Consider the following 11,977-nt stretch of genomic DNA (forward strand, 5'->3'; position numbering starts at 1 on the left):
GTGGGCGTGGCTCGCTGCGCCCGCCCGCCGGGAGCTCCACCCTGTGGCGCATGGCACGTTGTGAGGTCTGCGGAAACGATTACGGCATGTCCTTCGAGGTGCACGCGCAGGGCGCCGTGCACGTCTTCGACTGCTTCTCCTGCGCCATCCACCGCATGGCGCCCATCTGCGAGCACTGCCGGGTCCAGATCATCGGACAGGGCGTCGAGGTCGAGGGCAGCTGGTACTGCGGCGCCCACTGCGCCCGCGCGGAGGGAAAGGTGGGCATCGTCGACAGGGTGTGACCGGTCCGGGACTCCGGACCGCTGTACCGAGGCTGTACCGAGGTACCGCTCTACCGCCGTACCGAGGTGAGGAAACGATCCTGGCGGGGTGAGGCTCCCCCCGAGCGAGCCGAACCCCGCCGCGTGCACCCCATCGACCGAGTTGTACGGTCATGGGGTGTACCGCTTCCTGTTGTCCCGGCAGTGGGTGATCCTCACCCTCATCGCCCTCGTCCTCATCCCCACGATGATCGAGCTGGGCTTCTGGCAGTTCCACCGGCACGAACGCCGGGTGGCCCAGAACGCCCTGATCGCGGACAACCTCAAGGCGGAGCCGGTCCCGGTCGAGGAGCTCACCTCCCCCGGCCACACCGTCCCGCGCGCCGACTTCTGGCGGCAGGCCACCGCCACCGGCACCTTCGACACCGCCCACGAGGTGGTCGTCCGCCGTCGCACCAACTCCGACGACCGGGTGGGCGTGCTCGTCCTGACGCCGCTGGTCCTCCGGGACGGCCGGGTCGTCCTGGTCAACCGCGGCTGGGTGCCGGCCGCCGCCGACCAGCACTCGTACCCGCCGGTGCCCCCCGCGCCCAAGGGCGAGATCACCGTCACGGGCCGCATGAAGGCGGACGAGACGACCGGCGCCAGCGGCATCAAGGACCTGAGGGGCCTGCCGGACCGCCAGGTGATGCTGATCAACAGCGAGCAGCAGGCCGCGCTCATCGGCCGCGAGGTGCTCGGCGGCTACCTCGAGCAGATGACGCCCGCGCCCGCCGGAGACACCCCCGAGCTGATCCCCGAGCCCGACCACGACTCGATCGGCGCGCACATGGCGTACGCCGTGCAGTGGTGGCTCTTCACGGCCGGCGTGCCCGTCGGCTGGGTGATCCTCGTACGGCGCGAGAAGCGCGACCGGGAGGCCGCGGCGCGCGCCGGATCCGCGGAAGACGGCGGAGACGGCAGCGGGAACGGGGACCAGGACGGCGACGCCTCCGGAGCCCCTGTGGCCACGGCCGGGGACACGACTGCGGTCCGGGCCACACCGTCCCTTTGATTGACGGGCACCGCTTGCGGGAACAGCCCAAAGCGTGACGCAACGTATCGACGACTACGCCCTCATCGGCGATCTCCAGACCGCCGCGCTCGTCGGCCGTGACGGGTCGATCGACTGGCTGTGTCTGCCCCGCTTCGACTCGGCCGCCTGCTTCGCCGCGCTGCTCGGCGACGAGGACAACGGCCACTGGCGCATAGCTCCCAAGGGCGCCACGACCTGCACCACCCGCAGGTACGTCGAGGACTCCCTCGTCCTGGAGACCTACTGGGAGACCCGGACCGGCACCGTCAAGGTCGTCGACTTCATGCCGCAGCGGGACAGGTCCCCCGACGTGATGCGGATCGTGGAGGGCGTCAGCGGCACCGTCGAGATGAGCGCCGTCCTGCGGCTGCGCTTCGACTACGGCTCGATCGTGCCCTGGGTGCGCCGCTCCGACGGCCACCGGGTCGCGGTCGCCGGACCGGACTCCGTCTGGCTGCGCAGCGAACCGCCCGTGAAGACCTGGGGTCAGCAGTTCGCCACCTGCTCCTCGTTCACCGTCTCCGCCGGGGAGAAGGTGGCCTTCGTCCTGACCTGGCACCCCTCCCACGAGCCGCGCCCGGAGCTCGTCGAACCCTTCGAGGCCCTGGAGCAGTCCCTCGCGGACTGGCGGGAGTGGGTGGCCCGCTGCACCTACCGCGGCCCCCACCGGGAGGCGGTGCTGCGCTCCCTGATCACCCTCAAGTCGCTCACGTACGCCCCGACCGGAGGGATCGTCGCCGCCCCCACCACCTCCCTGCCGGAGGAGCTCGGCGGCGTACGGAACTGGGACTACCGCGCGTGCTGGCTGCGCGACTCCTCCCTCACCCTCGGCGCGCTGCTCGCCGCCGGGTACGTCGAGGAGGCCGCCGCCTGGCGGGACTGGCTGCTGCGCTCGGTCGCGGGCGATCCGTCCGACCTCCAGATCATGTACGGCCCCGCCGGGGAGCGGCGGCTGCCCGAGACGACCCTGCCCTGGCTCCGCGGCTACGCCGACTCGGCGCCGGTACGGACCGGGAACGCGGCCGTGGAGCAGTTCCAGCTCGACGTGTACGGCGAGGTCATGGACTCGCTCCACCGGGCGCGTGAGGCCGGGATCCCGGCGGAACGGCACTCCTGGAACCTCCAGTTGAGCCTGCTCGGCTTCCTGGAGTCGACCTGGCGGGACCCCGACGAGGGGCTGTGGGAGGTGCGCGGGCCGCGCCGCCACTTCACGCACTCGAAGGTGATGGCCTGGGTGGCCGCCGACCGGGCGGTGCTCACCCTGGAGGCGGACCCCTCGCTGCCGGGGGACGCGGCGCGGTGGCGGGCGATGCGGGACGAGATCCACGCCGAGGTGTGCGCGAAGGCGTACGACCCCGATCGGAACACGTTCACCCAGTCGTACGGCTCCCGGGAGCTGGACGCCGCCACCCTGCTCATCCCGCAGGTCGGCTTCCTGCCGCCGGACGACCCCCGGGTGGTCGGGACGGTGGACGCGGTGCGGGCCGAGCTGCTGCACGGCGGCTTCCTGCGCCGGTACAGCACTGCCGACGGCACTGGCACGGCGGCGGTGGACGGGCTGCCGGGGCAGGAGGGGACGTTCCTCGTCTGCTCCTTCTGGCTGGCGGACGCGCTGCTGCTGACCGGCAGGACCGAAGAGGCGCGCCGGCTCTTCGACCGGCTCGTCGCCCTCCGCAACGACGTGGGGCTCCTCGCGGAGGAGTACGACCCGGTGGCCGGCCGCCAGCTGGGGAACTTCCCGCAGGCCTTCAGCCACATCGGCCTGGTGGGCACCGCCCTCGCGCTGGCCGCCGAGGAGGCGGCAGGATAGGTCCATGGATCTTGGACTGAAGGACCGTGTGTACGTGGTGACCGGCGCGACGCGGGGGCTCGGCCGGGCCTCGGCGGAGGCGCTGCTCGCCGAGGGCGCGAAGGTACTGATCACCGGGCGCGAGGAGAAGACGGTCGCCCGGGCGGTGGCCGAGCTGGGCGCGGGCGCGGCCGGAGTCGCCGCCGACAACACCGACCCGGAGACCCCGGCCCGGCTGATCGCCGAGGCGCGGTCCCGGTTCGGCGGCTTCGACGGCATCCTGATCAGCGTCGGCGGCCCGGCGCCCGGCTTCGCGGCGGACAACACCGACGAGCAGTGGGCGGCCGCCTTCGACACGGTCTTCCTGGGGGCCGTGCGGCTGGCCCGCGCGGCGGCCAGGACGCTCACCGAGGGCGGCGTGATCGGCTTCGTCCTGTCCGGTTCGGTCCACGAGCCGATCCCGGGCCTGACGATCTCCAACGGGCTGCGCCCCGGCCTCGCCGGCTTCGCCAAGTCCCTCGCCAACGACCTGGGCCCGCGCGGGGTCCGGGTCGTCGGTCTGCTGCCGGCCCGGATCGACACGGACCGGGTGCGGTCCCTGGACGAGCTCTCCGGCGACGCGGACGCGGCCCGCGCGGCGAACGAGGGAACGATCCCGCTGCGCCGCTACGGCACCCCGGAGGAGTTCGGGCGCACGGCGGCCTTCCTGCTGTCGCCGGCCGCCTCGTACCTGACGGGGCTGATGCTCCCGGTGGACGGCGGGGCCCGCGGCGGCTTCTGACGCCGGATCGGGCGCGGCTGCCGAGTCCGGATCGGATCGGGGCGGGCCGGTTCAGGTTCAGGTCACGCGGCGGCCCCGGTTCAGGTGACGCGGCGGGCGCGGTGCTTCACGGCCCGCAGGCGTGCCTCCGTCGGCAGCGCGGTCAGGCCCGTGGACGTGCGGGCGTGCGCGAGCGCCTCGGTGCTGAGGGTGGTCAGGGCGCTTCCGGGGGAGGCGTACGGCTCCAGGAGGAGCGCGACGCGGGTACGGGGGGCGCCGCGGCGGCCCGTGAGGGAGACCTTGGCCCGGGCGACGCCGTCCAGGGCGCCGGCGTCCGCCTCCAGGACGGTCTCCAGCGCCCGGCCCCGGAGGATCGCCTCCTCGCCGTCGCCGGTGTCGACGACGACCTCGGCGAGCCGGGCCCGCCGGAACTGGACGAGCAGCCACCACAGGGCGAGCAGGACGACGAGCCCGAGGACCGCGATGACCACCGGCCACCACCAGCTCTCCTCGCGCCAGCGCTGCCGGTCGGCGGCGGAGAGCAGGACGTCGGAGGGGCCCGACCAGGGCCACCAGGTCGGTACGGGCAGGTCGAGGGCGGCGGCGAGGACGGCGCCGCCGCCGAGGACCAGGAGCAGTCCGGCGAGACCGAGCAGGACGCGGTTGACGCGTCGGAGGACGACGGTCACGGGTTCACCCCTTCTTGGGCGGCCGGGTCACCCGTACCGTCAGCGCGGGCGGATGGGCGAGGCCGAGTTCCTCGACACCGGTGGCGAGGACGGTCTCCACGTCGCCGCGGACCTCGTCGAGCTCCCGGAAGTGCGATTCCGCGCGGACGGCGACCTTGGCGCGGCCGACGCGCACCCGGACGGACCGCACGCCGGAGACCTCCATGGCGCGGTCGCGCAGGGCGAGGGCGGCGGCCTCCCGGTCGAGCCCGGCCCGGACGTCGGCGTGCTCGCGGCGCATGGGGAGGACGGCGCGCAGCCCCGGGGTGGTGGCCAGGATCAGGAGCCAGACGCCGATGAGGACGGCGAGGACGGCGCCGATGACGACCGTGGCGCCGTCGAGCGGCCGGGTCGCGAGCGCGTCGGCGAGCTCCCGGCGCCAGGCCATGGCGGAGCGTTCGGCCCGTACGGCCGACACGTCGTACAGCAGGAGCCCAGCCCCGCCGAGGACGACGGCCGCGAGCACGGCGGCGGGGATGCGCCGGACCGCCCAGAAGCGGCGTACGGGAGGCCCCGCGGTGTCGGCGAGGACGGGTACGGAGTCGGGGGTCGGGGCATCGACGGCGGTCGGGGCGCCGGACGGGCTCGGGGCCCCGGGGCGGGGCCGGTCGGGGTCCGGGGCCGCGCCGGGGGCCGGGGTGGTGGTCATGAGAGGCGGCCCCTCGGCGTGGTCTGGCGCGTGTGCGCGGAGTGGAGGCGTTCCACGTGGACGGCGACCTCGTGGACCTCCATGCCGACGAGGTGCTCCACACGGCTGCGGACCCGGCTCCGGACGGCCCCGCACTGGCGGCCGATGTCGGAGGGATAGTCGAGTTCGAGGCTCACCGAGACCCGTGCGACGTCCCGGTGGACGACGACCGAGGCGTGCGGCGCGGAGCCGCCCCGGGGGACGGCGTCCAGCGCCTCGCGCGCCGACCGGGCGGCGATCTTCGCGACGACCCGGTCGGCGATCGTGGTCGCCCCGCGGTCGCGTACCGGGCCCGCTGCCACCCCGGGTCACCGCCGCCGGTCGCCGCGCTCGCGGCCCCGGAACAGGTCGCCGGGTTCGAGGTCGCCGTCGAGGAAACGGCCGGCCACGAAGCCGATCACGCCCAAGGCCGCGACCAGGACAAACGCCCCGAAGCCGCCGAAGTACCCGGCGAAGCCGAGGGCCATGCCGGCCACGAGGCCGACCACCGCCATGCTCATTCCTGTCCCCTTTCGAGGCTTTTCGACGAATGTCGAGGCCGCTCGACGAACCGGCCGCCGAGGGCTACTGGAGCCTCGACTCCGGCTCGTCCTCCTCTTCGTCCGGGAGCTTCACATCGCTGACCGCGATGTTGACCTCGACGACTTCGAGGCCGGTCATCCGTTCCACGGCGGTGATGACGTTCTCCCTGACATCGCCGGCGACATCGGCGATGGAGACGCCGTAGTCGACGACGATCTCCAGGTCGAGCGCCGTCTGTACCTCGCCGACCTCGGCCTTCACCCCTCGGGTGGCGTTCGCCTTGCCGCCGCCTCCGCCCGGTACCCGGTCGCGTACGGCGCCGAAGGTGCGGGAGAGGCCGCTGCCCATGGCGTGGACGCCGACGACATCGCGTGCGGCGAGGCCGGCGATCTTCTCCACGACTCCGTCGGCGATCGTGGTCCGACCCCTGGAGGCCGGGGCGCCGCCACCGCGTTTGGTCACGGAGGTACGGCGCGGTTCTCGCGACTCGCCGGTCGTGATGTCGTCCGAGCGTGCGGTGTCCGTCATCGTGTTTCGCCCCTTCCGGGATATTTCGGGGTTCTTCGCCCACATTAAGGGCGGCTGCCCGTTCCCGCCCCAGGGATGCGGCAGGCTGGGGGAATGACGACGGGTGAGAGTTGGGCGGCGGCGGTGCGGGACCGCCTCGCGCCGGGCAGGCTGCTGCCGCTCGGGGCAGCGGCGGACGGGGCGTGGATCACGGAGCGCGCGGCGCGGAGGGTCTTCGACGCGGCCGCCGCGGCGGTACGGGGAGTGGTGCCGGGCGAGCTCAGGATCGGGCCCGATCCCGGCACCGAAGCGGAACAGGGGCCGGAGACGGTCTCGGAGAGCGAAACGGAGACGGCCCCGGTCCCGGAGACGTTTCCGGTGCCGCCGGGCGGGCTGCCGCCGGGGCCGCTGCGGATCTCGGCGAAGTTCGGCGCGGTCGCCGGGCACCCGCTGCCGGAGCTCGCCGCCGAGCTGCGCGCGGCCCTTCTCGCGGCGGCCGAGGACGGGCTCGGTCTCGTGGTGGCGGCCGTGGATCTGCGGGTGACGGAACTGGTCGACGCGGCACCGCGGAATTCCGGGCCCGCCGATCCGCCACCCGGGCGACCCTCCCCCGCGACGGACGAGCCCGCCGCGCTGGCGGCGCTGCGGGTCGAGGGCGTGGCGGGCGTGACGGACGCGCTGGGCCCGCCCGTCCACCGGGCCCCCGGCCGGGTGCGGGTAGAGCTGGCCGTGACGGCGGGCCACCGCCCCCTGGACGTGGCCCGCGCCGTACGCAGAGCCGTGACCGCCGCCGCCCAGGAGGCGACGACGGTCACGGTGGTGGTCTCGGAACTGCGGTAGAGCGCGGTGGGGAGCGGCGGGACGTGGTGAGGGCGTCAGTCGCCGAGGCCCGCGAGGTCGCGCAGGCGGCGGGCCTGGGCGGCGCGCTCGGCGGCGCGCTGCTCCTCGTACGAGCGACCGGAGACACCCTGGAGGAGCGCCTTGGTCTCGTTGACCGCGGCGCGCGGCGCCGCGAGCAGGGCGGCGCTCAGGTCGCGTACCGTCGCGTCGAGTTCGTCCGCGGGCACGGCGATGTTGGCGAGACCGATGCGCTCGGCCTCCTCCGCGTGGACGAAGCGGCCGGTGGCGCAGATCTCCAGCGCGCGGGCGTAGCCGACGAGCGAGGCGAGCGGGTGCGTCCCCGTGAGGTCCGGGACGAGACCCAGGCTGGTCTCGCGCATGGCGAACTGCACGTCCTCGGCGACGACCCGGAGGTCGCAGGCGAGGGCGAGCTGGAAGCCCGCGCCGATGGCGTGCCCCTGCACGGCCGCGATCGACACGAGGTCGCTACGGCGCCACCAGGTGAACGCCTCCTGGTACTCGGCGATCTCCGCGTCGAGGTCCTCGTCGGAACCGCGCGCGAGATCGAGGAAGGACGGCTCTCCGTCGAAGCCCTCGGGCGTGAACGCCTGCCGGTCGAGCCCTGCGGAGAAGGACTTTCCCTCGCCGCGCAGGACGACGACCCGCACGCTGCCGGGCAACGACCGGCCGGCTTCTGTCAACGCCCGCCACAGAGCGGGAGACTGAGCGTTGCGCTTCGCCGGGTTGGTCAGGGTCACCGTGGCAACGGCGTCCTCGACGGTGAGCCGTACACCGTCCTTGTCGAATACGAGCTCAGAGTCGTCGAGCGTAGTCATGGGGCGCCTCCGGTTCCGGTGCAGCACTTGAGCCGATGCTAAGTGACTGCACAGTAACCACCTGGCCGACCGCGAGGTCGACCGGGTGGCCACCGAGAGACCCGGTGGCCCTGTCGAGCCGCCCCGATGATCAGACCGAGGCCGCCTTCTTGCCCCGTGTCGCTCCGCCGCGTCCCCGCAGCGTGACTCCGGACTCGCTCAGCATCCGGTGGACGAATCCGTAGGAGCGGCCGGTTTCCTCGGCCAGCGCCCGGATGCTCGCACCGGAGTCGTACTTCTTCTTCAGGTCTGCCGCGAGCTTGTCGCGCGCGGCGCCGGTCACCCGGCTGCCCTTCTTCAGAGTCTCGGCCACCCGTGCCTCCTCATGGGAAGTGCGCTCTGGACTTCTCATGATCACCCCTCCCCGGCGTCCTGGCCACCCATTCGACAAGGTCCGTGCCTCCGGGTTTGTGGAGGAGTACGAGCTGGCCACTGCCGGAACCGTAGATTCCGCCCGGGTCGGAAGACGTCCACGAACCGCCGGGCGCGGGAAGTGCCAGGTCAGCGACGCGAGGGGAACACACGTACGGCGCGGGTCTGCCGGAAGGATTCGGCAGAGCACCGCGCCGGGGTGTACGAGACGCCCTCACTCAGATGAAGGATCACCCATGAGCCGAATGATCCAGCCCGGAATGATCACTTCGGGCTCCCGGAGGCCCCTGGGGCGCCTCCGGAGCCGTGAGCCGGGTCAGGCCAGGGCGACCAGGTCCGCGTAGTCCGCGCCCCACAGGTCCTCGACGCCGTCCGGGAGCAGGATGATCCGCTCCGGGTCGAGCGCCTCGACCGCGCCCTCGTCGTGGGTGACGAGGACGACCGCGCCCTTGTACGTCCGCAGGGCGCCGAGGATCTCCTCGCGGCTCGCCGGGTCGAGGTTGTTGGTCGGCTCGTCGAGGAGGAGCACGTTCGCCGAGGAGACGACGAGGGTCGCGAGCGCGAGACGGGTCTTCTCACCGCCGGAGAGCACCCCGGCCGGCTTGTCGACGTCGTCGCCGGAGAAGAGGAAGGAGCCGAGCGTCTTACGGACGTCGACGAGGTCGAGGTCGGGCGCGGCGGAGCGCATGTTCTCCAGGACGGTCCGCTCGGGGTCGAGCGTCTCGTGCTCCTGGGCGTAGTAGCCCAGCTTCAGGCCGTGGCCCGGGGTGACCTGGCCCGTGTCGGGCGTCTCGACACCGCCGAGGAGGCGCAGCAGGGTCGTCTTGCCCGCGCCGTTGAGGCCGAGGATGACGACGCGGGAGCCCTTGTCGATGGCGAGGTCCACATCGGTGAAGATCTCGAGCGAGCCGTAGGACTTGGAGAGCCCCTCGGCCGTGAGCGGGGTCTTGCCGCAGGGCGCGGGGTCCGGGAAGCGGAGCTTGGCGACCTTGTCGGAGGCGCGCACGGCCTCCAGGCCGGAGAGCAGGCGCTCGGCGCGCTTGGCCATGTTCTGCGCGGCGACGGTCTTGGTGGCCTTGGCGCGCATCTTGTCGGCCTGCGAGTTGAGGGCGGCGGCCTTCTTCTCGGCGTTCTGGCGCTCGCGCTTGCGGCGCTTCTCGTCGGCCTCGCGCTGCTGCTGGTAGAGCTTCCAGCCCATGTTGTAGACGTCGATCGTGGAGCGGTTGGCGTCCAGGTAGAAGACCTTGTTGACCACGGTCTCGACGAGGTCGACGTCGTGGGAGATGACGATGAAGCCGCCGCGGTAGGTCTTCAGGTAGTCGCGCAGCCAGATGATCGAGTCGGCGTCGAGGTGGTTCGTCGGCTCGTCGAGGAGGAGCGTGTCGGCGTCCGAGAAGAGGATCCGGGCGAGCTCGACGCGGCGGCGCTGACCGCCGGAGAGGGTGTGCAGCGGCTGGCTCATGACCCGGTCGGGCAGACCCAGGGCGGCGGCGATGGTGGAGGCCTCGGCCTCGGCCGCGTAACCGCCCTTGGTCAGGAACTCGGTCTCCTGGCGCTCGTACTGCCGCATGGCCTTGTCGCGGGTGCCGCCGCTGCCGGTCGCGATGCGCTCCTCGTTCGCCCGCATCTTCTTGAGGAGGGTGTCGAGGCCGCGGGCGGAGAGGATCCGGTCGCGGGCCAGGACGTCGAGGTCACCGGTGCGCGGGTCCTGCGGGAGGTAGCCGACCTCGCCGGAGCGGGCGATGGCGCCGGCGGCCGGCTGCCCCTCGCCCGCGAGGCACTTGGTGAGGGTGGTCTTGCCCGCTCCGTTGCGGCCGACGAGGCCGATGCGGTCGCCCTTGGCGACGCGGAAGGAAGCGGACTCGATGAGGACGCGGGCGCCGGCGCGCAGCTCGATGCCGGTGGCGGTGATCACGGACAGACTCCAGGGCGGTGGGAAACGGCGGAAGGACGACTGGTGAAGGGCTTCGACGCCGCTAATGCACGGGGAGAATGGCCATACGGCCAGTCTAACGGGCGCCTGCAACTGCTTTTAGGCCATGCGGGGTCCGGAGCCGAGATCGGAGCTATCTCACATTCCTCCGCATGATCCACAAAAGGGGCGAGAGGGGTTGGATCGGCAGATACTCGGCGCAGGGCGGCGGCCACTGCCGCGGCGGTGACGCGGAGGGTGGTGGACCGTGCGGTTCGACGACGACGCCGACCTGGACACCTCGGAGGTCAAGGACGTCCGGAGCGGCCGCGTCCCGGGCGGCAGGGCGACCGTCGGCGGCGGCATCATCGGCCTCATCGCGCTGATCCTGGGGGTGCTCTTCGGGGTCGGCCCGGACCAGCTGGGGCTCTCCTCCGGCGGTGACGAGCCGGTCGCGACCTCCTCCTCCGCGAACCAGGTGAACCAGACCTGCAGGAAGGGTTCGGACGCCAACACCCGCGAGGACTGCCGGATCGTCGCCGTCGTCAACAGCGTCCAGGACTTCTGGCGGAGCGAGTACGCCCGCCGGGGCGGGACCTACGGGAGCGCCGCCACCGTGATGTTCAGCCGGCGGGTCGCGACCGCGTGCGGCTCGGCGAGCTCCGCGGTCGGGCCCTTCTACTGCCCCGGCGACCGGCAGGTCTACCTGGACCTGGGCTTCTTCGAGGAGCTGCGCACCACGTTCGGCTCGACCGGCGGACCCTTCGCCCAGGCCTACGTGGTGGCGCACGAGTACGGCCACCACGTGCAGAACCTGATGGGGACGCTGAGCCGCGCGCAGGACGGGCGGACCGGCGCGAACTCCAACGCCGTACGGGTCGAGCTCCAGGCCGACTGCTACGCCGGGGTGTGGGCCCGGCACGCGACGGCCACTCCCGACGACAGGACGGGGCGGCTGCTGCTGACCCGGCTCACGGACGAGGACATCCGGGACGGCCTGGACGCGGCGGCCGCGGTGGGCGACGACCGGATCCAGGAGCGGTTCCAGGGCCGGGTGACCCCGGAGAACTGGACGCACGGCTCGGCGCAGCAGCGGCAGCAGTGGTTCCACCAGGGCTACCGGACCGGCGACATGGCCCAGTGCAACACCTTCCGCTGAGTTGTCGGCGGGGACTGCCAGACTGAGATCCAGGTCACATTCGGCTGAATCGAGAGGAAGTGATCGGGATGACTGAGGCACCCCACATCTGTCCGACGCTGACGTACGAGGACGCGAAGGGCGCGATCAAGCTGCTCACGGAAGCCTTCGGCTTCACTGCGAGCGCGGTGTACGAGGCCGAGGACGGGCGGATCGCGCACGCCGAGCTCACGTACGGGAACGGCATGGTGATGCTGGGCAGCAGAGGCACCGGCAGCGAGTTCGACAAGCTGATGACCGGCGCGGGCCCGGTCGGCGTCTTCGTGCACGTGGACGACGTGGACGAGCACCACGCGCGGGCCGTCGGCCACGGCGTCGAGATCGTGATGCCGCCCACGGACCAGGAGTACGGCTCGCGGGACTACATGGCCCGGGACGGAGAGGGCAACATCTGGAGCTTCGGGACGTACACGCCCGGCGCCGCGGAGTAGCCGGGCGCCGGGCCTGC

The 11,977-nt window shown here is 72.7% G+C and carries 15 protein-coding genes; 7 read left to right on the top strand and 8 right to left on the bottom strand.

Translation table 11 applies throughout. From position 1 onward, the window contains the following. The first annotated feature begins 50 nt into the window (after window positions 1–50). The 4 genes from OG361_RS09525 (at window position 51) to OG361_RS09540 (ending at window position 3,908) form a co-directional block, all read left to right on the top strand. A complete protein-coding gene (locus tag OG361_RS09525) occupies window positions 51–284 on the top strand; it encodes a hypothetical protein (RefSeq protein WP_267042895.1) in 234 nt (77 codons plus the stop codon). Window positions 285–441: 157 nt separating this feature from the next. Next, window positions 442–1,317 (top strand): SURF1 family protein, encoded by an 876-nt coding sequence (locus OG361_RS09530; protein ID WP_405852908.1) that lies wholly within the window; start codon window positions 442–444, stop codon window positions 1,315–1,317. A 34-nt stretch (window positions 1,318–1,351) separates the two neighbouring features. Beyond that, window positions 1,352–3,148: a glycoside hydrolase family 15 protein gene (locus OG361_RS09535; protein ID WP_405852909.1), complete on the top strand. Its 1,797-nt coding sequence runs from the start codon at window positions 1,352–1,354 to the stop codon at window positions 3,146–3,148. Window positions 3,149–3,152: 4 nt separating this feature from the next. After that, window positions 3,153–3,908 (top strand): SDR family oxidoreductase, encoded by a 756-nt coding sequence (locus tag OG361_RS09540; RefSeq protein ID WP_405852910.1) that lies wholly within the window; start codon window positions 3,153–3,155, stop codon window positions 3,906–3,908. Between the two features lie 80 nt (window positions 3,909–3,988). On the opposite strand, the gene amaP is transcribed toward OG361_RS09540, so the two are convergent. The 5 genes from amaP to OG361_RS09565 form a co-directional block, all read right to left on the bottom strand. Then, window positions 3,989–4,576 carry an alkaline shock response membrane anchor protein AmaP gene (gene amaP, locus OG361_RS09545; RefSeq protein WP_405852911.1) on the bottom strand — a complete coding sequence of 196 codons (588 nt, stop codon included), beginning with the start codon at window positions 4,574–4,576 and terminating at the stop codon, window positions 3,989–3,991. Window positions 4,577–4,580: 4 nt separating this feature from the next. Continuing rightward, entirely contained in the window at window positions 4,581–5,264 is a 684-nt protein-coding gene (locus OG361_RS09550; RefSeq protein ID WP_405852912.1) for a DUF6286 domain-containing protein, read from the bottom strand. Beyond that, a complete protein-coding gene (locus OG361_RS09555; RefSeq protein WP_405852913.1) occupies window positions 5,261–5,605 on the bottom strand; it encodes an Asp23/Gls24 family envelope stress response protein in 345 nt (114 codons plus the stop codon). The genes OG361_RS09550 and OG361_RS09555 overlap by 4 nt, the downstream gene beginning before the upstream one ends. A gap of 6 nt (window positions 5,606–5,611) precedes the next feature. Continuing rightward, window positions 5,612–5,803: a hypothetical protein gene (locus tag OG361_RS09560; protein WP_384576569.1), complete on the bottom strand. Its 192-nt coding sequence runs from the start codon at window positions 5,801–5,803 to the stop codon at window positions 5,612–5,614. A 64-nt stretch (window positions 5,804–5,867) separates the two neighbouring features. Then, window positions 5,868–6,353 carry an Asp23/Gls24 family envelope stress response protein gene (locus OG361_RS09565; protein ID WP_405852915.1) on the bottom strand — a complete coding sequence of 162 codons (486 nt, stop codon included), beginning with the start codon at window positions 6,351–6,353 and terminating at the stop codon, window positions 5,868–5,870. 93 nt (window positions 6,354–6,446) lie between these two features. Between OG361_RS09565 and OG361_RS09570 the strand changes: the two genes are divergently transcribed. Beyond that, a complete protein-coding gene (locus tag OG361_RS09570) occupies window positions 6,447–7,172 on the top strand; it encodes a hypothetical protein (RefSeq protein WP_405852917.1) in 726 nt (241 codons plus the stop codon). A gap of 35 nt (window positions 7,173–7,207) precedes the next feature. Here the strand turns inward: OG361_RS09570 and OG361_RS09575 are convergent, their stop codons facing one another. The 3 genes from OG361_RS09575 to OG361_RS09585 form a co-directional block, all read right to left on the bottom strand. Continuing rightward, window positions 7,208–8,008 carry an enoyl-CoA hydratase/isomerase family protein gene (locus tag OG361_RS09575; RefSeq protein ID WP_405852918.1) on the bottom strand — a complete coding sequence of 267 codons (801 nt, stop codon included), beginning with the start codon at window positions 8,006–8,008 and terminating at the stop codon, window positions 7,208–7,210. A 130-nt stretch (window positions 8,009–8,138) separates the two neighbouring features. Further along, window positions 8,139–8,360, bottom strand: coding sequence for a helix-turn-helix domain-containing protein (locus tag OG361_RS09580; protein ID WP_024756249.1), 222 nt, complete (start codon window positions 8,358–8,360; stop codon window positions 8,139–8,141). 375 nt (window positions 8,361–8,735) lie between these two features. After that, window positions 8,736–10,334 carry an ABC-F family ATP-binding cassette domain-containing protein gene (locus tag OG361_RS09585; RefSeq protein ID WP_384576581.1) on the bottom strand — a complete coding sequence of 533 codons (1,599 nt, stop codon included), beginning with the start codon at window positions 10,332–10,334 and terminating at the stop codon, window positions 8,736–8,738. 265 nt (window positions 10,335–10,599) lie between these two features. Here OG361_RS09585 and OG361_RS09590 point away from each other — a divergent pair, with 265 nt between their 5' ends. After that, window positions 10,600–11,490, top strand: coding sequence for a neutral zinc metallopeptidase (locus tag OG361_RS09590; protein ID WP_405852919.1), 891 nt, complete (start codon window positions 10,600–10,602; stop codon window positions 11,488–11,490). 68 nt (window positions 11,491–11,558) lie between these two features. Continuing rightward, a complete protein-coding gene (locus tag OG361_RS09595) occupies window positions 11,559–11,960 on the top strand; it encodes a VOC family protein (RefSeq protein WP_405852921.1) in 402 nt (133 codons plus the stop codon). Window positions 11,961–11,977 lie beyond the last annotated feature (17 nt).

This window comes from Streptomyces sp. NBC_00090 (assembly GCF_045160815.1).
Classification (GTDB): Bacteria; Actinomycetota; Actinomycetes; order Streptomycetales; family Streptomycetaceae; genus Streptomyces.

Bases quoted from the DNA above. Each gene is read 5' to 3' on its own strand.
- OG361_RS09525 (WP_267042895.1), top strand. From the start codon at position 51: ATGGCACGTTGTGAGGTCTGCGGAAACGATTACGGCATGTCCTTCGAG.
- OG361_RS09540 (WP_405852910.1), top strand. From the start codon at position 3,153: ATGGATCTTGGACTGAAGGACCGTGTGTACGTGGTGACCGGCGCGACG.
- OG361_RS09550 (WP_405852912.1), bottom strand. From the start codon at position 5,264: ATGACCACCACCCCGGCCCCCGGCGCGGCCCCGGACCCCGACCGGCCC.
- OG361_RS09560 (WP_384576569.1), bottom strand. From the start codon at position 5,803: ATGAGCATGGCGGTGGTCGGCCTCGTGGCCGGCATGGCCCTCGGCTTC.
- OG361_RS09565 (WP_405852915.1), bottom strand. From the start codon at position 6,353: ATGACGGACACCGCACGCTCGGACGACATCACGACCGGCGAGTCGCGA.
- OG361_RS09570 (WP_405852917.1), top strand. From the start codon at position 6,447: ATGACGACGGGTGAGAGTTGGGCGGCGGCGGTGCGGGACCGCCTCGCG.
- OG361_RS09575 (WP_405852918.1), bottom strand. From the start codon at position 8,008: ATGACTACGCTCGACGACTCTGAGCTCGTATTCGACAAGGACGGTGTA.
- OG361_RS09595 (WP_405852921.1), top strand. From the start codon at position 11,559: ATGACTGAGGCACCCCACATCTGTCCGACGCTGACGTACGAGGACGCG.